Source organism: Collinsella sp. AF38-3AC, from assembly GCF_003474365.1.
In the GTDB taxonomy this organism is placed as follows: domain Bacteria; phylum Actinomycetota; class Coriobacteriia; order Coriobacteriales; family Coriobacteriaceae; genus Collinsella.
The window spans coordinates 299,190-317,072 of record NZ_QROM01000002.1; the positions used below are offsets into that span (position 1 = coordinate 299,190).

Annotated in this window: 15 protein-coding genes; 5 read left to right on the top strand and 10 right to left on the bottom strand. The window is 58.5% G+C overall.

The annotated features are described in order from the left end of the window. Nucleotides 1–175 precede the first annotated feature (175 nt). The gene (gene thrB / locus DW029_RS02725; RefSeq protein ID WP_117563865.1) at nt 176–1,057 is read left to right on the top strand and encodes a homoserine kinase; all 882 of its coding nucleotides are present in this window, start codon (nt 176–178) and stop codon (nt 1,055–1,057) included. A 288-nt stretch (nt 1,058–1,345) separates the two neighbouring features. Here the strand turns inward: thrB and DW029_RS02730 are convergent, their stop codons facing one another. The 10 genes from DW029_RS02730 to DW029_RS02775 form a co-directional block, all read right to left on the bottom strand. Beyond that, nucleotides 1,346–2,044 (bottom strand): helix-turn-helix transcriptional regulator, encoded by a 699-nt coding sequence (locus tag DW029_RS02730; protein WP_233543779.1) that lies wholly within the window; start codon nt 2,042–2,044, stop codon nt 1,346–1,348. Beyond that, a complete protein-coding gene (locus DW029_RS02735) occupies nt 2,010–2,693 on the bottom strand; it encodes a DUF3990 domain-containing protein (RefSeq protein WP_118272972.1) in 684 nt (227 codons plus the stop codon). Before DW029_RS02735 ends, DW029_RS02730 begins: the two co-directional genes overlap by 35 nt. 92 nt (nt 2,694–2,785) lie before the next feature. Next, nucleotides 2,786–3,376, bottom strand: a complete 591-nt coding sequence (yihA, locus tag DW029_RS02740; protein WP_006234871.1) for a ribosome biogenesis GTP-binding protein YihA/YsxC — start codon at nt 3,374–3,376, stop codon at nt 2,786–2,788. A gap of 39 nt (nt 3,377–3,415) precedes the next feature. Continuing rightward, nucleotides 3,416–4,156 carry a 5'-methylthioadenosine/S-adenosylhomocysteine nucleosidase gene (mtnN, locus tag DW029_RS02745; protein WP_118345202.1) on the bottom strand — a complete coding sequence of 247 codons (741 nt, stop codon included), beginning with the start codon at nt 4,154–4,156 and terminating at the stop codon, nt 3,416–3,418. 126 nt (nt 4,157–4,282) lie between these two features. Then, nucleotides 4,283–5,101 (bottom strand): pyruvate formate-lyase-activating protein, encoded by an 819-nt coding sequence (gene pflA / locus DW029_RS02750; RefSeq protein ID WP_118345203.1) that lies wholly within the window; start codon nt 5,099–5,101, stop codon nt 4,283–4,285. A 174-nt stretch (nt 5,102–5,275) separates the two neighbouring features. Further along, a complete protein-coding gene (locus DW029_RS02755; RefSeq protein WP_233543780.1) occupies nt 5,276–6,136 on the bottom strand; it encodes a DegV family protein in 861 nt (286 codons plus the stop codon). A 439-nt stretch (nt 6,137–6,575) separates the two neighbouring features. Beyond that, a complete protein-coding gene (gene grcA3 / locus DW029_RS02760; RefSeq protein WP_055252439.1) occupies nt 6,576–6,827 on the bottom strand; it encodes an autonomous glycyl radical cofactor GrcA3 in 252 nt (83 codons plus the stop codon). A gap of 85 nt (nt 6,828–6,912) precedes the next feature. Continuing rightward, nucleotides 6,913–8,964 (bottom strand): formate C-acetyltransferase, encoded by a 2,052-nt coding sequence (gene pflB / locus DW029_RS02765; protein ID WP_117735726.1) that lies wholly within the window; start codon nt 8,962–8,964, stop codon nt 6,913–6,915. Between the two features lie 468 nt (nt 8,965–9,432). After that, the gene (locus DW029_RS02770; protein WP_117743238.1) at nt 9,433–10,449 is read right to left on the bottom strand and encodes a 2-keto-3-deoxygluconate permease; all 1,017 of its coding nucleotides are present in this window, start codon (nt 10,447–10,449) and stop codon (nt 9,433–9,435) included. A 108-nt stretch (nt 10,450–10,557) separates the two neighbouring features. Continuing rightward, nucleotides 10,558–11,307 (bottom strand): SDR family NAD(P)-dependent oxidoreductase, encoded by a 750-nt coding sequence (locus DW029_RS02775; protein ID WP_117763451.1) that lies wholly within the window; start codon nt 11,305–11,307, stop codon nt 10,558–10,560. A gap of 250 nt (nt 11,308–11,557) precedes the next feature. On the opposite strand from DW029_RS02775, the gene DW029_RS02780 reads away from it, so the two are divergent. The 4 genes from DW029_RS02780 to DW029_RS02795 all read left to right on the top strand — a co-directional run bounded on the left by DW029_RS02780 (nt 11,558) and on the right by DW029_RS02795 (nt 17,826). After that, nucleotides 11,558–12,007 (top strand): MarR family winged helix-turn-helix transcriptional regulator, encoded by a 450-nt coding sequence (locus DW029_RS02780; protein WP_117743240.1) that lies wholly within the window; start codon nt 11,558–11,560, stop codon nt 12,005–12,007. Next, nucleotides 12,004–14,370 carry an ABC transporter ATP-binding protein gene (locus DW029_RS02785; protein ID WP_118345204.1) on the top strand — a complete coding sequence of 789 codons (2,367 nt, stop codon included), beginning with the start codon at nt 12,004–12,006 and terminating at the stop codon, nt 14,368–14,370. The genes DW029_RS02780 and DW029_RS02785 overlap by 4 nt, the downstream gene beginning before the upstream one ends. Further along, complete coding sequence (locus DW029_RS02790; RefSeq protein ID WP_117743242.1) at nt 14,370–16,226, top strand: ABC transporter ATP-binding protein; 1,857 nt, start codon at nt 14,370–14,372, stop codon at nt 16,224–16,226. Before DW029_RS02785 ends, DW029_RS02790 begins: the two co-directional genes overlap by 1 nt. Nucleotides 16,227–16,794: 568 nt before the next feature. Then, a complete protein-coding gene (locus DW029_RS02795; RefSeq protein WP_118099168.1) occupies nt 16,795–17,826 on the top strand; it encodes a 3-deoxy-7-phosphoheptulonate synthase in 1,032 nt (343 codons plus the stop codon). Nucleotides 17,827–17,883 lie beyond the last annotated feature (57 nt).

Consider the following 17,883-nt stretch of genomic DNA (forward strand, 5'->3'; position numbering starts at 1 on the left):
GCGCACCTTCTTCCATCAGATAGCCCCCGGGATGATGACGAACGCGCACAGCGTGTCTGGCTGTTTAGTTCGTCGCGAGTTCCGCACGCAAAGGAAAGCACTTAATGTGCTTTCCGTCTTGCGCAGGACTGCCCGAGCAGCGAACTAAACAGCCAGGCACGCCAGGAGGACTCACATGATCAAAATCACCGTCCCAGCAACAAGCGCCAACTTGGGTATTGGCTACGATACCCTCGGCATGGCCGTCAGCCTCTACTCGCACTTCACCTTCGAGCGCGCCGACAAACTCACCATCACGGGCTGCCCCGAGGAGTTCCAAAACGAGAATAACCTGGTCTATGTGAGCTTTGTCGATGCTCTGGCCGCCTGGGGCGAGCCGGCATTCCCCGTCGCTATCGACATTCAGACCGACGTGCCCGTCGCCCGCGGCCTGGGTTCCAGCTCCACCTGCGTCGTCGCTGGCATCATGGCTGCCGCCGCGCTGACAGGCCACACCGTCGACCGCGCCGAGCTCGTCCGCATCGCCACCGAGGTCGAGGGCCATCCCGATAACGTCGCCCCCGCTATCCTGGGCGGCGCCGTCTGCTCCTTTACGCCGACCGACTCGCTGCCCCAGTGCCTGCGCTACGAGGTAAGCGATCGCTTGCGTTTTATTACTGTGATTCCGCCCTACGAGGTGCACACGAGCGAGGCGCGCAAAGTCGTGCCGCAGGAGATTCCGCTCTCCACCGCCGTGTGGCAAATGGGCCGCATCGCCGGCATGACGCGCGGCCTGGAGACCGGCGACCTGGACCTTATTGCCGCCGCCAATGACGACCGCATCCAGGAGCCCTATCGTCGCCGCTTGATCCCCGATTACAACGCCGTGCGCGACACCTGCCTGAACGGCGGTGCCAAGACCATCTGGATCAGCGGTTCGGGCTCAACCCTCATGGCCGTAACCGATGACACCATCGTAGCCAAGTTCCTGCAGGTCAAGCTGCGCGAGCAGTTCCCCAAGTGTGAGACGCATATTCTGACGTGCGACACCGAGGGCGCTCAAATCGAGTACCTGTAGACATCGCCGATCGGTCTGTCCGGGCCATCCAGGGGCTTCCCCTTAAAAACGTCCTCGCACTTGAGGCCCGCTTATCCTGCTCCTTCGGAGCTGCGGATAAGCGGGCCTCGTGCTGCGGAATGTTTTTAAGGGGATGCCCCTGGGTGGCCCTATGGTAACGTGACTGGCGATGTCTACAGGGACCCACGCTTTGAAGGGGCGCCAGGCTGAAATTATGGCTTTTTATTGGTAGGGGCTCTTGATAGGCTGGAGCACTTACTAGTGACAGGCTTCGACTATGTGCTTGGCTTAGGCTGCGCTGGGTTCTTTGTATTCGAAGACTGGTTCTAGGAGGTCTTCGATGTTGCAGTGGAGGGCTTTTGCTATGGCTCTTACGCTTGTTACCGAAGCTTCATTGATGTTTCTCTGGCGCTGCTCGTACATTTGGATTGAACGGAGCGATACACCCGATTCGTATGCCAGGTCTTGTTGGGTTTTTTTAATCCTCTTTCTTGCTAGCGCCAGTTTAGTCTGACGCGGCGCCTTCTTCGCCATATCACAGACAAGGCGCGCCACGCGCTCCTCCGAGGCCTCATGCCAGGGGTAGTACAGGTTTCGCAGCGCATCAAATGGAACAACATGAAGCAGATCTTCGAACGATTCCCCTAGGCGCCACTGCAAATATGCCAGTATCCAGCCCGTCCAATATTCTGGTGTCTTCTCAAATCGGTAGGTCCGATCTGGCATCGACCCTGTTTGGTAACCAGATCTTTCGGAGATGAGCGCAAATAGTTCAACGCCCGACTTTCCCGACACTACCCATGCGTTGCCGCGTTCGAACTCGCGAGCTACGCCGCTCAGGCAAAAGAGTTCAGCAACTTCCGATCCTTCTGCTCCGTAATCGTTAACGGCATAGTCGAAGCAATCCCCGAGGTTGTTCATTGCGTCCTCAAGGTAATAGACGGGATATGTCCTACTCGGCCCACGATCCGTTAACTCTTGGATCATTTAAATCAACCCTCCCTGCCATCAAATCCCTAATGTCGACACCATCAGAGTCAAATCCGTTTACCGTATCCAGGTACTTTCGTCGAGCGTTCTGTTCTCGCTCAAATCGTTTGGGATAAAACTCAGCTCCCGAAGCCTGCTTCCAATCGCGGAACTTAATCGCCGAGAACGCACGCTCACTCATAAGCGCATATTGAATGCCCAAATCCCCCAAAAACATAATGCGCTGCAATTGCCTGAGCGAGATCATGCCGTTGACAAACTGTCTTGCAAACGAGAAATAGGAATCGTCTGCACGATAGCCTCGAATAACGTCATAGGGAGAAATATCAATCAGGCAGTTATCCAGCAGATAACGAAGCCCCTCGCGTGCTACTGGCGTTGAAACATTGAACTCTCTGTTATTCGCCAGAATTGCAAGCCAGTTGAGAATCGAGAACCCACCTGATTCCAAATCCAAAATCGCAAGGCCATCTAAATCAAGCTCATATCGATTGGCAATGCCATCAGACTCGGTCCGACATGCCCACTCCATTGCCATTTCCTCATGCGGTGTGCAATAAAACCCGCGCCCATAGTCATTGAATTGCCTGCATTTATCCAACGATGGATGCTCGACAACAACCTCCGACCCGTGCCAAAGCTCCATATCGACCTCCAAAAAATATCACCCCAGTGATAGTTTACCAATAACTATCACTGGGGTGATATGAACGGGGGCTTTTGACGGTTTAACCCTGACTAGAGGCAGGCCTCGGCGATGCGCTTTTTGAGTTCGTCGATGCCGGTACCGGTCTGGGAGCTTGTGATGATCACGTTCTCGGCCGGGACGTTGAGCTGCTTTTTGATGGCTGCTGCTTGGCGGGCCTGCTGGGTACGGCTGAGTTTGTCGGCCTTGGTGAGGCAGACGATAAAGTTGAATTCGTTGCCCTGCAGATAGTCGATCATGTCATGGTCGAGCTTACTGGGATCGTGGCGAATGTCCACCAGCGACACAACCAGGTTAAAGCTGCGCTCGGAGTCGAAGAAGTCGCCGATAAGCTCGGCCCAGCGGTCGCGCTCGGCCTTGGAGCGACGGGCGAAACCGTAACCCGGCAGGTCCACAAAGTGTACGTCGTCGGCCTCGAAGAAGTTGATGTTGCTCGTCTTGCCCGGCGTGCTGGAAACCTTGACCAGGTTCTTGCGGCCAAAGAGCTTGTTCATAATCGACGACTTGCCCACGTTGGAGCGGCCGACAAAGCTCACCTCGGGGCAGGTGGACTCGGGAATCTGCGAAACCTTGCCGTAGCTGGCGACGAACTTGGCAAGCTGGTAGTTAATGGAATCGGCCATGGACACTCCTTGGTCGTAGGTTTTTACAAAACGGGCGTGCTATTGCGCGGCGGCGATACGACGAACGATGTCAAGCGTGATGCCGCTCGCGGTGCGAGCGTACTCATCCAGATCGAACTCGCGCTCGCAAAACGCGTCATATGCCTCGTCGCAATTATCGCTGATAGCGCGCAGCACCAGGCAATCGACACCATTCTTGGCTGCGATGTGCGCAATTGCCGCGCCCTCCATCTCGACGCAATCGGCATGCGTTGCCTCAATCGCAGCGTTACGCATGGCGTCACCCGTAACAAAGCGGTCACCCGTGGCGATAGTGCCACACAGGAACTGCTTGGGGTCCTTCTCCGCAGCCGCCACATCCAGCGATACGTCCACAAACCCATGCTCGGCAAGCACGGCGGCGGCAACATCAGCCAACGCCGGCGTCGAGACAAACTCCTCGAGCCCCGGCGCCGACTCGGCGATGAGCGCCGTGTCGGTATCGAGATAGCGCAGGCACTTGCCTATAACCACGTCGTTAATATGGAGCTTAGGATTTAGGCCGCCCGCAATACCCGAAAACACAACGGCCTGCGGGGCATATTTGCTGATGAGATGCTGCGTTGCCGCCGCGGCGTTCACGGTACCCATGCCAGCGGTCGTAGCGACAACTGACAAACTGTCGAGCTCGCCGCTCACAACGGTCAAGCCCGCCTCTTGCGTCACATGGGTGCCGCTTAGCTCTTCTTTAATCTGCGCAACCTCTTTTTCGAGCGCACCGATGATTGCGATGGTAGGCATACCATCCCCCAAACCTGTGAAAACTGCTTATCCACGGTATGGTACCAGCATTTTGACTCAACCGCGCGATACGAAGCCGTTAGTCCAGCGCAGTGCGGGTATCGTAGAGGAGCATAAAATGACTTGCTATCCGATGGCGTTTTTGAGTTCGGCGCGGCGCTTTTTCATGGCCGTCATGACGGCGTTGCGCAGCTCGGGCATGCGCGCGGTATCCATCTGTGGAACGCCCTCGAGCTTATAGGGAATCCCCAGCTGCTCGTATTTGACGACACCCATGGTGTGATACGGCAGCATCTCCAAGCCGACCACGTTATGCCACGGGGCGATTAAACGACCGAGCGCCTCGCACTCCTCCATCGTGTCGGTAATGCCCGGTACCACCACGTGACGGATAACGACCTTGATCCTGCGACGCGCCAGCTCATCGCCAAACGCCAGGATGCGTGCGGGATCACAACCGGTCAGCCTTTTATGCTCGACCGGGTCGGCATGCTTGATGTCGAGCAAAACCATGTCGGTCTCGTTGAGAACGGCATCGAACTTCTCGGGGTGATTGGAATCAAACGCATATCCGCAGCTATCAAGGCAGGTATGCACGCGGCCATCGGGGTTCTTGTGCATTGCACGGAACAAGTCGGCCAAAAACTCAGGCTGTAGGAGCGGCTCGCCGCCCGAAACCGTAATGCCGCCGCTGCGGTAAAACTCATGGTTACTCTGGAACTCGTCCATCAGGTGCTCGACGGTCACCATGGTGCCGCCGCTAACCGACCAGGTATCGGGATTGTGACAATACGCACAGCGCATGGGACAGCCCTGAACAAACACCACAAAGCGGATGCCGGGACCATCGACCGTTCCCATCGTCTCAATCGAATGCACGCGGCCTAGGGCAAATGCGGAATCCTCAGGACGAGCGTCCACACCCTCAAGCGTCATCTCAGCCATTCCCGCTACCTTGCCTCTCCTTGGATGCAACCAATTAAAATGCCAGAGCCATTCTAGCCCATGCGCTTGCGTTTAAACGTCTCGGACTAGAATGGCACGTTTTAATCTATCCCCCATCACCATGGCTGGGGTCTACGTCGAGATGTCAGCCTGAAGAACGCTCGCCTGAGGCCTTTACGCCTTAAGCGTGAGCACCGCACCGAAGGCGGTCGGGCCGCAGTGGCTCGAGATGACGCCACCAACCTGAGTCCAGGTAATGTCCTTAAAGCCCAGGTCGCGCGCATAGACTTCCATGTCGTTGCGCAACTCCTCGGAAAGACCCACCGAATACGCCAGGCCAATATGCGAGTAGTCGATCTCGCCCTTCGCAACCATGTGGTCAATAAAGGCACGGGCGCACTTGAGCATAGAACCGCGGAACTTCTTGGTCGCCACGAACTTACCGCCCGTCACCTCGATGCAGGGCTTAATCTTGAGCAGATGGGCGCCTAGGAACGCGACGTTGGACAAGCGACCGCCGGCCTTAAGGAAGGCGAGATCGGTTGGGACAAAGCCCAACAGCACGCGGTCTATCACCGAATTGGTGAAGGCGAAAATTTCGTCAACGGTGGCATCGGGATGAGCCTCGATGTATTTGGCAGTCTCGACGACAACGAGCGACTGTCCTACCGAGACAAGGCGCGTGTCCATGGAGAACACGTAGTCGCGCCCCTCCGCTGCAATCTTCGAGGACTGATGCGAACAGGTCGTGGCCTCGGAATATGCAAGATGCAAAATGGTCGCGTCGGGCTGCTCGGCATGAATGCGGTCATACACGCGAGAAAAATCTGCCGGCGCGCAGCCGCTGGTCTTGGGCATGACGTCCAGCTCGTTGCAACGTGAGTAAATCTCGAGCGGATCGATCGAGCCGTCCTCGACGGTCTCGTCACCAATCGTGACATGCATAGGCACGCGCACGATGCCATAGCGCTCGCAGAGCTCTGGCGTCACGTCCGACCCGGACTCGACCACGATCACATACTTGCCCATTATCATCACGACCCATCTCGACGTTGACTCTTTAATATGTGGCGCACGTCCGCCATCCTGCTGCAGAACGGCCTCTAAGCACCAAAGAGACGCCGTCCCTTGCACACAACAAAGGACAGCGTCTCCCTGGAAAACTCCGTGCTTATCTGAGATTCTACACGGTTTATTAAGAAGTGTTACTTACTCCGCAAACGGTAGCTATACGCGATAAACGGTAGCTGCCAAGAAAGTATCTCGTGCGTCCAGTCCATCAGGAGAGTTCCGCCTAAAGGGTGACTACACAGGACCCCAGCCGGGCCGCTTTGGGTTACTTTCCAAAACATTCCGCACTGGACGCAAAGAGGCCCCGCCGCGCGAAGCGCGTAGCGGAGCCTCTTTGCATGTCCGAGGACGTTTTGGAGAGTAACCCAAAGCGGCCCGGCGATCCTGCGGGAGTTTAACCCCTTTAGAACTTGTTGTGGAAGGTACGCGAAATGACCTCGTCCTGCTGCTCCTTGGTGAGCGTGTGGAAGTTCACGGCGTAGCCGGAAACGCGGATGGTCAGCTGCGGATACTTCTCGGGGTGAGCCTGAGCGTCGAGCAGCGTCTCACGGTTAAAGACGTTGATGTTCAGGTGGTGGCCACCCTTCTCGGCGTAAGCGTCGAGCATGTGGACCAGGTTATCGGCCTGAGTCTCGGAAACTTCAGAAACCTTCATAATGTGTCTCCTTCGATTGATAGGCGCCGGCCGAAACCGGCGCGCCAATCAGTAATCGTTATTGTTAGTATAGCACTAACAATAGTTACTCGCCTAGCTGATCAAGGTCGATATCGCCAAAGAACACCTGGTCCTCCTTGCCGAGAGCACCCGGGATGATGGAGAAGGTGTTGGAGATGCCGTCCTGAGCATCGCGGAACGGGAGCTTGGAAACCGAAGACAGCGAGGCGATGGCGCCGAGGCTATCGCGCTTGTGCATGGGGTTAGCACCCGGGGCGAAGGGCTGGCCAGCCTTGCGGCCATCAGGCGTAGAACCGGTCTTCTTGCCGTACACGACGTTGGAGGTAATGGTCAGAACCGAGGTCGTGGGCACGGAGTTACGGTAGGTGTCGTTCATGCGGATGTACTCCATGAACTGGTGCACAACGTCGTGAGCGATCTGGTCGACGCGGTCGTCGTCGTTACCGTACTTGGGGAACTCGCCCTCGGTCTCGAAGTCGACGATGATGCCATTCTCGTCACGGACGGGGTGGACCTTGGCGTACTTGATGGCAGACAGGGAGTCAGCCACGACGGAAAGGCCAGCGATGCCCGTAGCGAACCAGCGGTGCACGTGCTTGTCGTGCAGAGCCATCTGAATGCGCTCATAGCAATACTTGTCGTGCATGTAGTGAATGATGTTCAGCGAGTTGACGTACACGCCAGCGAGCCACTTCATCATGTCGTTGTACTTTGCCACGACGTCGTCGTAATCGAGCGTGTCGCCCTCGACGGCGCGGTACTTGGGGCCGACCTGCTTCTTGGAGACCTCGTCAACACCGCCGTTGAGTGCGTACAGCAGGCACTTGGCCAGGTTGGCGCGGGCGCCGAAGAACTGCATCTCCTTGCCAATGCGCATGGAGGACACGCAGCAGGCAATGCCGTAGTCGTCGCCGTGGTAAACACGCATGAGGTCATCGTTCTCGTACTGGATCGAGGAGCTGGCGACGGAAGTCTTGGCGCAGAACTTCTTGAAGTTCTCGGGCAGACGGGTCGACCACAGAACGGTCATGTTGGGCTCGGGGCTGGTGCCCATGTTCTCGAGCGTGTGCAGGTAGCGGTAGCTCATCTTGGTAACGAGCGTACGGCCGTCGACGCCCATGCCGCCGATGGACTCGGTGACCCACTGCGGGTCGCCGGTGAACAGCGCCTGGTACTCGGGGGTACGGGCAAACTTGACCATGCGGAGCTTCATGATGAAGTGATCCACGAACTCCTGGATCTGCTCCTCGGTGAAGGTGCCGTTGGCAAGGTCGCGCTCAGCGTAAATGTCGATGAACGTGGAGGTACGGCCGATGGACATAGCGGCGCCGTTCTGCTCCTTGACGGCAGCGAGGTAGGCGAAGTACATCCACTGGATGGCCTCCTGCGTGTTGGTAGCAGGCTTGGAGATATCGAAACCATAGGTCTCGGCCATCATCTTGAGCTCGCCGAGGGCACGGATCTGCTCCTGCAGCTCCTCACGATCGCGGATGTTGTCGGCAGTCATGACCGTCGGGGTGGAAGCCTTCTGGGCCTCCTTGTCCTTGATCAGGTAGTCGACACCGTACAGGGCGACACGACGGTAGTCGCCGATGATGCGGCCGCGGCCATAGCCATCGGGCAGACCGGTGATGATGTGGGCCGAACGGCAAGCGCGCATCTCGGGGGTGTAGACATCGAAGACGCCCGCGTTGTGGGTCTTGCGCTCGAAGGTGTAGCGCTCGACAACGTTCTCGTCGATCTTGTAGCCGTGCTGGCTAGCAGCCTGGCAAGCGATGCGGATACCGCCGTTGACGTGCAACGCGCGCTTGAGCGGCTTGTCGGTCTGGAGGCCGACGATGGTCTCCTTCTCACGATGGGCGTTATCGATGTAGCCAGCGGGATGGCTCACGATACCCGTGACGGTCTTGGTGTCCATATCGAGGACGCCGCCCTGCTCGCGCTCCTTGAGCAGCAGATCGAGAACCTCGCCCCACAGCTCCTTGGTACGCTCGGTCGGGCCGGCGAGGAACGACTCGTCGCCCTCGTAGGGGGTGTAGTTCTTCTGGATGAAGTCTCGGACGTCAACCTCTCCCGTCCAGATGCCTTCCTTGAAGCCTTCCCATGCCTCCTGCATTGTGTAACCACGCTCCTAGTTACGTATTATGCGGCGCTCTCACACCGCTGCTTATTGAATTCTTGAATATTCGACCTGCATGACCGGCTTCATTCGCCTTTCATCGCGCGTTAGCGCAGGGAAAAACGTTTATTCACCTTGGTCTTGCAACCCTAAACCCAAGATTTCACCCGTCTGTGAAGGATAACATAGCCACCCCCTTCATCAGGGCTGTTATATGTTCCTTTTTTTATACCATTAGTCCTTTTTTGACAAATCCGCAGGAAACGCACGCGTCATCAGCTACCGTTCGCCGAATTGTTTGATATTTCCCCTTGCCTTTATACGTCCTTCACTCTAGCTGTTATGCCAGCTTTAGCAGGGTAAAGTGTCCTAGAGACCCTTCAGAAACTGAAGGGCGGCCACGGGATTTTCCCCGCGGCCGCCCTGTGGCGTGGCTAGTTTTTTAGCTTTGATTGCCGCTTGGCATTAAGCGGCTGAGGCGGCGCTGCCGGTCGCTGCCTTGCTGTTGCTCTGCTGGCCCTGAAAATGCTTGTAGCACCAGCTGGTGACCAGCGGGGTCAAAATGGCCGTCACGATAGCGCAGGCTGCAACCTGAGCCGTAGCCGTCGCGAGCACCGCACCGCCGTACATGGCCTCGTTGACGCTAGCCATGGCAGCAGGCGTGGCCACATTGGCTCCGGCGCAGCTGGAGATTGCCGCACCTGCGACACCGGTGCCACCGGTAAGCTTATCGACCGCAACAACGGGGATAGCGAAGACCACCGAGCAGATCACGCCGAGCAGAATGCCGGGAAGACCGCCGTTGATAAGCTGACCAAAAGTCATGGTCGAGCCCATGGCAAAGAAGACGAGCACGATGATGGCGGAAAGTGCCGGTGCCATCATCTTCTTAAAGCTCGGGAAGAGGTTACCCAGAATAATGCCGACGACGATCGGCAGGATGGCGCCCACGAGCGACCAGCCGATCGGAGCCTGGCCGGCGGCGCCGAGCACGATCATCGTGACCGGAGGGCCGACAACCAGCGTAGTGATGGCGACGGCGCCACGCTCGGCCTCGTTGCCCATGGTGCCCATCAATCCAGCGTACATAGCGTTGTTGGCACCCGTGCAAGCGGCCAGCATCACCATGGCCGAGATGCCAAACAGGTTGTCGTTGAACACATAAAGGATGAGCAGCGACACGGCGACAACCACGATCTGCTTGACGGCAATGATAATGGCACCGCGGGCAGCGGCAGCAGGAGCGCTCTTAAACGAAATCGTCGTACCGACGATGAGCAAAAAAGCGCCCACAAGCGGGCCGGCGCCCTGCTGGGTCATACCGAGCGTAAAGCTGCCGAGCGTTTTAAACAGGTCGGGGAACAGCGTGTTGAGCAGGCAACCCAAAAAAAGCGGCACCAGGATATTGGCGCCCGGGATGGAGGACATCTTAAAGAACGGCTCTTTTGTTGCCGGCGCCTCCACCGCAGTCGATTCACTCATTTATATCTCCTTTTGATGCGTGTGACACGCGGCCACACGCTCCTGAGTCAGAAAGAAGGCGACGGTCCCGAGTCGCAGGAGCCGTCGCCGAATTATCGCCGCGGGGTATTACCCGTCCAGGACGATGCCGCCGTCGCAGTCGCCGATCTCGCCGTTCACGAAGCTGGCGAGGTCGGAAGCAAAGAACAGCACCATCTGTGCAGGCTCGCTAGCCTGGGCAGCGCGGCCCAGGGGAATACCGTTGATGATGCGCTGAGAGTTCTCATCAGAGAGAATCGAGGTCATGTCGGTAAGGGTAAGCGACGGGCACACGGCGTTGCAGCGGATGCCGAACTTACCGCCTTCCTTGGCGACCGCCTTGGTTAGGCCGTTGACACCGGCCTTGGAGCTTGCGTAGGCAGCAGTGCCGAGCAGGCCGCCGCCGATCTTGCCGGCCACAGAGCTCACGTTGACGATGGTGCCGGTGTGGGCCGCCTTAAAGTGCGGGTACACGGCATTCATCATGGTAAAGGTGCCGTTGAGGTTGATGTCGATGGTGCGGCGCCATTCGGTGTCGTCGATCTCGTCGAACTTCTTGGTGCTGATGACACCGGCGCAGTTGATCAGAATGTTGGTCTGGGGCAGATCCGCGAAGATCTGCTCGACGGTCTCGCGCGCCTTGGACGCATCGGCGACATCGAGCTGGTAGAACTTGTTGCCCTCGCCAAGCTCGGCCACCGCGGCCTCGCCCTTGGTAGCGTTCCTTGCGATGAGCGCGACGTGTCCGCCGCCCGCAACGATACCCTTGGCAATCTCGAGGCCAATGCCCTGAGTGCCGCCGGTAACGATCGCGGTTTTGCCCGTGAAGTCAAATGCCATGACTCCAACCCCCTTGATTCAGGTGTCTCCTTGCGGGAAGTTGGAGCATCGCGCGTGGCGTTACTTGAGTCCCAATCGTCATGGTGGTGACAACCCCTCGCCCAACCGCGTGCATGATAATTCTTTGAAACGCTTCACCAATTGAATGGTTTTAAGTCTTTATGCGCTCTTTATATTGCTCACCGCATGAAGCCCGCGTATGTGGGTATCATCTTCCACCGAAAATAGTTTCTAGTGTTAGGGGTTTTCGGTGGAAGATACCGATTTCCATGCGCTTGGGCGTCAGCTCTTTACCGAGTTTGGCAGCATGCATCAGCGCATTTCGCGCTTTGCCGACCAGGCCCTGAGCGGCGAGATGGCCGTCATGCGCGCCCTCATGCTCGCTGGTGGTTCGCTCACACCGAGCGAACTCGCTGATCGTGCCTGGGTCTCGAGCGCCCGCATCGCCAATATCCTGCGCGCTCTCGAAGCCAAGGGCTGGGTCGAGCGCGAGCACTCAAAGACCGACCGTCGTCGCGTACACGTCACGGTGACCGACAAGGGATTCCAGGATCTCGCAATCAAACGTCGGGAATTCGAGGACCGCACCGCGGCCTTCCTCGAGCAGCTCGGCGAAACAGATACCCAAGAGATGGTGCGCCTTCTTAGACGCGCCAACGAAATTATCGACCGCAATCAAGAAAGGAGAGATGCCGAGTGAGGATTCTCAAGCTCTTTAAAGAGCATATTCTGGCACTGTTCACAGCTATCGTACTTATCGTAATCAGCTGCAATGCCGACCTAGCGCTACCTACGTATATGAGTGACATCGTCGATGTGGGCGTGCAGCAAGGCGGCATCGCCTCGCCCGTACCCGACACCATTCGCGCCGAATCGCTCGATGACCTCAAGCTCTTCATGAGCGCCAAGGATGCCAAGGCTGTGGAGGCCGTGTTTAGCAAGGCGAACAAGAACGGCATTCGAACGTACAAGGGAACAGAAGATGAGCGCGCCGACGGCAGCAAGCTCGCCGATATCATGAGCCTGCCCGAGACCGTCGTCCTTTCGCTCAACCAGGGCATCGATGCCAGCTCCATGGGCGACATGATGGGCACGTCCAGTGAGAAAGATAACAGCGCCGCCCAGGCCATGCCCTCCCCCGAGCAGATGGCGGCGATGACGCCCGAGCAGCTCGCCGAAATGCAGCAGAAGGCCGCAGCGGCACAGAACATGCAAAAGCAGATTGATGCCGACGGCGGTAAGATCACCATGAAGAGCCTACGTCTGGGCATCGAGGGCGGTCTGGTAGACCAAAGCAAGCTCGTCGAAGGTGCCAACGAGATGGCGGACAAAATGGGCTCCATGTCGGGTTCCATCGTCACGCAGCGCGCCGTGACCTACGTGCAGGACGAGTACAAGGCGCAGGGTATCGACCCCGCCGACGTGCAGAACTCCTACCTGGGCCGTATGGCGACCACGATGTTTGGCCTGTGCCTGGTGTCGCTTGTCGCCACCATCCTGACCGGCGCCGTGGCCTCGCGCACTGCTTGCTCCATCGCCCGCGACCTGCGCCGCGAGACCTTCAACAAGGTCATGCACTTTTCGCCGGCCGAGGTGGGCAAGTTTAGCCAGGCCTCGCTCATCACCCGCTGCACCAACGACATTCAGCAGATCCAGATGGCAGCGACCCTGTTCATCCGCATGTGCCTCATGGCGCCCGTCATGGGCATCGTCGCGGTCATGCGCGTCCTGTCCAACCACACCGGCCTGGAATGGACCATCGCCGTGGCCATCATCGCGGTCTCGGCCGTCGTCGGCGTGCTCATGGGCCTCACCATGCCCAAGTTCAAAAAGATGCAGAGCTTTGTGGACCGCGTGAACCTTACCGCGCGCGAGCTGCTCGACGGCCTTATGCCCATCCGCTCGTTTAACCGCGAGGAGCACGAGCTCGAGCGTTTTGACAAGGCATCACTCGATCTGATGACCACGCAGCTCTACACCAACCGCGCCATGAGCTTTATGATGCCGCTCATGATGCTCGTCATGAACTGCATCACCGTGCTTATCGTCTGGTTTGGCGCGCAGGGCGTGTCCGACGGCGTGATGCAGGTCGGCAACATGATGGCGTTTATCTCCTACACCATGCAGATCGTCATGGCGTTTATGATCCTCACCATGGTTTCGGTCATCCTGCCCCGCGCCGAGGTCGCAGCCGAGCGCGTGGAAGAGGTCATCACCTGCCCCACAAGCATCAACGACCCCGTCTCGCCCAAGCTGCCCGCGGCAAGCGCGCCGCGCGGTGAGCTCACCTTCCGCGACGTGAGCTTCCAGTACCCCGATGCCCGCGCCGATGTCATCAGCGGCGTGAGCTTCACCACGCACGCCGGCCAGATGCTCGGCATCATTGGCTCCACGGGCTCGGGCAAGTCCACGCTCGTGCAGCTGATTCCGCGCCTGTACGACGTGACGGGCGGCAGCATTTCGCTCGACGGTATCGACGTGCGCGATATGACCCTTTCCGAACTGCGCCGTCGCATCGGTTACATCCCGCAGCAGGGTCGTCTGTTCTCGGGCACCGTCGAGAGCAACCTCAAGTTTGCCGGCGATATGGTTAGTGACGAGGATATGCGCCAGGCAGCGCGCATCGCACAGGCCGAGGACTTTATCGCCGAGCGCGAGGGCGGTTACGACTCCCCCATCAGCCAGGGCGGCTCCAATGTCTCGGGCGGTCAGCGCCAGCGTCTGGCCATCGCCCGCGCCCTGGCCAAAAAGCCCGAGGTCCTAGTGTTCGATGATTCGTTTAGCGCCCTCGACTACAAGACCGACGCGCGCCTGCGCGAGGAGCTTGCCAAAAACGTCACTGACGCTGCGCTCGTGGTCGTGGCCCAGCGCATCGCGACCATCATGCACGCCGACCAGATCATCGTGCTCGATGACGGCCACGTAGTGGGCACCGGCACGCACGAGGAGCTGTTGCACAACTGCCCGGCGTACTTGGAGATCGCACAGTCGCAGCTTTCTGCCGAGGAACTGGGGCTTACCCAAGAAGAGATTGCAGCTGTTATGGAAGGAGGCGAGCGATAATGGCAGACGAGACCAAGACTCAGATTCCCAAACCCACCCGCCAGCGTGGCCCCATGGGTCGTATGGGCAGCATGGGCCGCGGCGAAAAGGCCAAGGACTTTAAGGGCACCATTCGGCAGCTGCTCGGCTATATCGGCCAACACAAGGTTGCCGTGTTTGCCGCCGTCGCCTTTGCCGTGTGCTCGGTCATCTTTAACATTGTGGGGCCCAAGGTGCTCGGCCAGGTTACGACCAAGCTGTTCGAAGGCCTGGTTGCCAAGGTCAACGGTACCGGCGATGTCGACTTTAACTGGATCGCCAAGACGCTCGGCTTTTTGCTCTGCCTGTACCTGGCGAGCTCTGCCTGCAGCCTGATCCAGGGCTGGCTCATGACCGGCGTTACGCAAAAGATCTGCTACCGCATGCGCAAGGAGATCGCCGCCAAGATCGCCGTCGTACCGATGAGCTACTTCAACGGCCACAGCAAGGGCGACGTGCTCAGCCGCATTACCAACGACGTCGATACGCTCGGCCAGTCGCTCAACCAGAGCGTGACGCAGCTCATCACGTCCATCACGCAGATTATCGGCGTACTCGTCATGATGCTGTCGATCAGCCTGCCGCTCACCGGCGTCACCGTGCTCACGCTGCCGGCCGCCGCGATTATCTTGATGGTGATGATTCACTTCTCGCAGCCGTACTTCCGCGAGCAGCAGCAGGTCCTGGGCACCGTCAACGGCATTATCGAGGAGGACTTTGCCGGCCAGAACGTCATTCAGGTGTTCGACCGCGCCGAGGCCTCGATCGAGGAGTTCGATAAGGAGAACGACCGTCTCTTTATTAGCGGCTGGCGCTCGCAGTTCCTGTCGGGCCTGATGATGCCGCTTATGAGCTTGGTGGGCAACATGGGCTACGTGGGCGTCGTCGTGGTGGGTGCGCAGCTCGCGCTGACCGGCAATGCCACGCCTGGCGATATTCAGAGCTTTATCCAGTACGTTCGCAACTTTACTCAACCCGTGCAGCAGCTGGGCAACGTGAGCAACACGATGCAGTCGATGGCCGCCGCCACCGAGCGCGTCTTTGAGTTCTTGGCAGCGCCCGAGGAGGAGCAGAAGGTCGACGCACAGATCCCCGAGAAGCGCCCTGGCCACGTGGAGTTTGACCATGTCAAGTTTGGCTACACGCCGGACAAGACCATCATCCACGACTTTAGCTGCGAGGCGCAGCCCGGCCAGACCATCGCCATCGTCGGTCCCACCGGCGCTGGAAAGACCACGCTCATCAAGCTGCTGCAGCGTTTCTACGATGTGGACGACGGTTCGCTACGCGTCGAGGGCATCGACGTGCGCGACTGGGACCGCGCGGCACTTCGCGGCGAGTTTGCCATGGTGCTGCAGGATACCTGGCTGTTTAACGGCACCATCCGCGAGAACATCCGCTACGGACGCCCCGACGCGAGCGATGCCGAGGTCGAGGCAGCTGCACGCGCAGCGCGCTGCGATCACTTTATCCATACGCTCGCCGGCGGCTACGACTTTATGATCAACGAGGAAGGTACCAACCTGTCGCAGGGCCAGCGCCAGCTCGTGACCATCGCCCGCGCCATTTTGGCCGACCGCCCGGCGCTGATTCTGGACGAGGCGACATCCAACGTGGATACCCGCACCGAGGAGCTCATTCAGCGCGCCATGGATGCGCTGATGCAGGGCCGTACCAGCTTTGTCATCGCGCATCGCCTGTCCACGATCCGCAACGCCGACGTGATCTTGGTAATTCGCGACGGCGACATCGTCGAGAAGGGCACGCACGATGAGCTGCTCGCCCAAGGCGGCTTCTACGCCGACCTGTACAACTCGCAGTTCGACGAAGCGGCGTAAATTCTGCCGCAGGGAACGAATAACGCCCGAGAACGGGGGCGCAGGACAACCTGCGCCCCCGTTTTGTGTCCTTTGGGCCTCGAAACGCCTCCCCTGGAACCTGATTGACGCTCTCCCTCAAGACCCCGTGGGCAAAAAATGGCAAATATGAGTACTGTCACCTTTTTAGTAACAGCCAAAACTGCCCCAAACGACGTCTTTGCGGCCTAGATATGCCTTCAAATTGATCAAAACGCCCGGTAGCATGCTTCTGCGTGCCAACGTTAATGAACATATCTACTGTTGTGTCTAATATCTTATAAGGTCGATATGATACTAAGCTAGCAACAGTACTCATATTTGCCATTTTTTGTCCACGGGGTATGCCACAGAAGATCCAACTTGCTCCAGCATGTCGTACGCCGGCCCCCCTTCCGGCGAGTGCCGACATTTCCCCAGATAAAACCGACCGAAATAAACCTGTCCCTTTTCGGTAGGTTTCGCTTGCACTTTAGCGTGCGACAGCGGATAATGCCGAGCATTCGAGAATTCGCCAATTGTTGCCGTTAATTGATAAAGGAGGCCCCGTATGGCCATGGAATTCAAACGCAGGCTGCCGATCCCCATGGAGATCCGCGAGGAAATGCCGCTTTCCGCCGAGCTTACTGCCAAGAAGCAGGCATTCGATGCCGAGGTCGCCAAGGTCTTTGCCGGCGAGGACGCACGCAAGGTGCTCATCATTGGCCCGTGCTCTGCCGATCGCGAGGACTCGGTGCTCGAGTACATGAACCGCCTGGCCAAAACCGCCGAGGACGTCAAGGACAAGCTCATCATCATCCCGCGTGTTTACACCAACAAGCCGCGCACCAAGGGCACCGGCTACAAGGGCCTGCTGCACAACCCCGACCCCGAGGCGCCCGATGACCTGCTCGAAGGCGTTAAGGCCATCCGCCACATGCACCTGCGTGTCATCGAGGAGACCGGCTTCTTTACCGCCGATGAGATGCTCTACCCGTCGAACTACCAGTACCTCATCGACCTGCTGAGCTATGTCGCCGTGGGTGCGCGCTCGGTTGAGAACCAGGAGCATCGCCTGGTATCGAGCGGCATTTCGGTGCCTGTGGGCATGAAGAACCCCACCGCCGGCTCTACCACCGTAATGCTCAACTCCATTTACGCCGCGCAGGCGCACCAGAGCTTCATCTTCCGTAACTGGGAAGTCGAGTGCGATGGCAACCCGCTCGCACACGCCGTCATGCGTGGCTACATCGGTCTCGACGGTCGCACCTACCCCAACTACCACTACGAGCACCTCGAGCGCTTGGCTGAGCGCTACACCGAGCATGCCGGCTATGCCAACCCGGCGGCGGTCATCGACTGCAACCACGACAACTCAGGTAAGCGCCCGCTGGAGCAGTACCGCATCTGCAAGGAGGTGCTCGACAGCTGCCGCCGCAACGAGTCCATCTCCAAGCTGGTCAAGGGCTTTATGATCGAGTCCTACCTTGAGGACGGCAACCAGCCGGTTGACGGCGGCGTCTTTGGCAAGTCGATTACCGACCCGTGCCTGGGCTGGGAAAAGACCGACTACCTCATCCACGAGATCGCGGAGCGTGTTTAGTTACGCGGGCCGCATTTGAGACAATCTGACGTTCAACTTCAAGGGCGCGACCAGAAG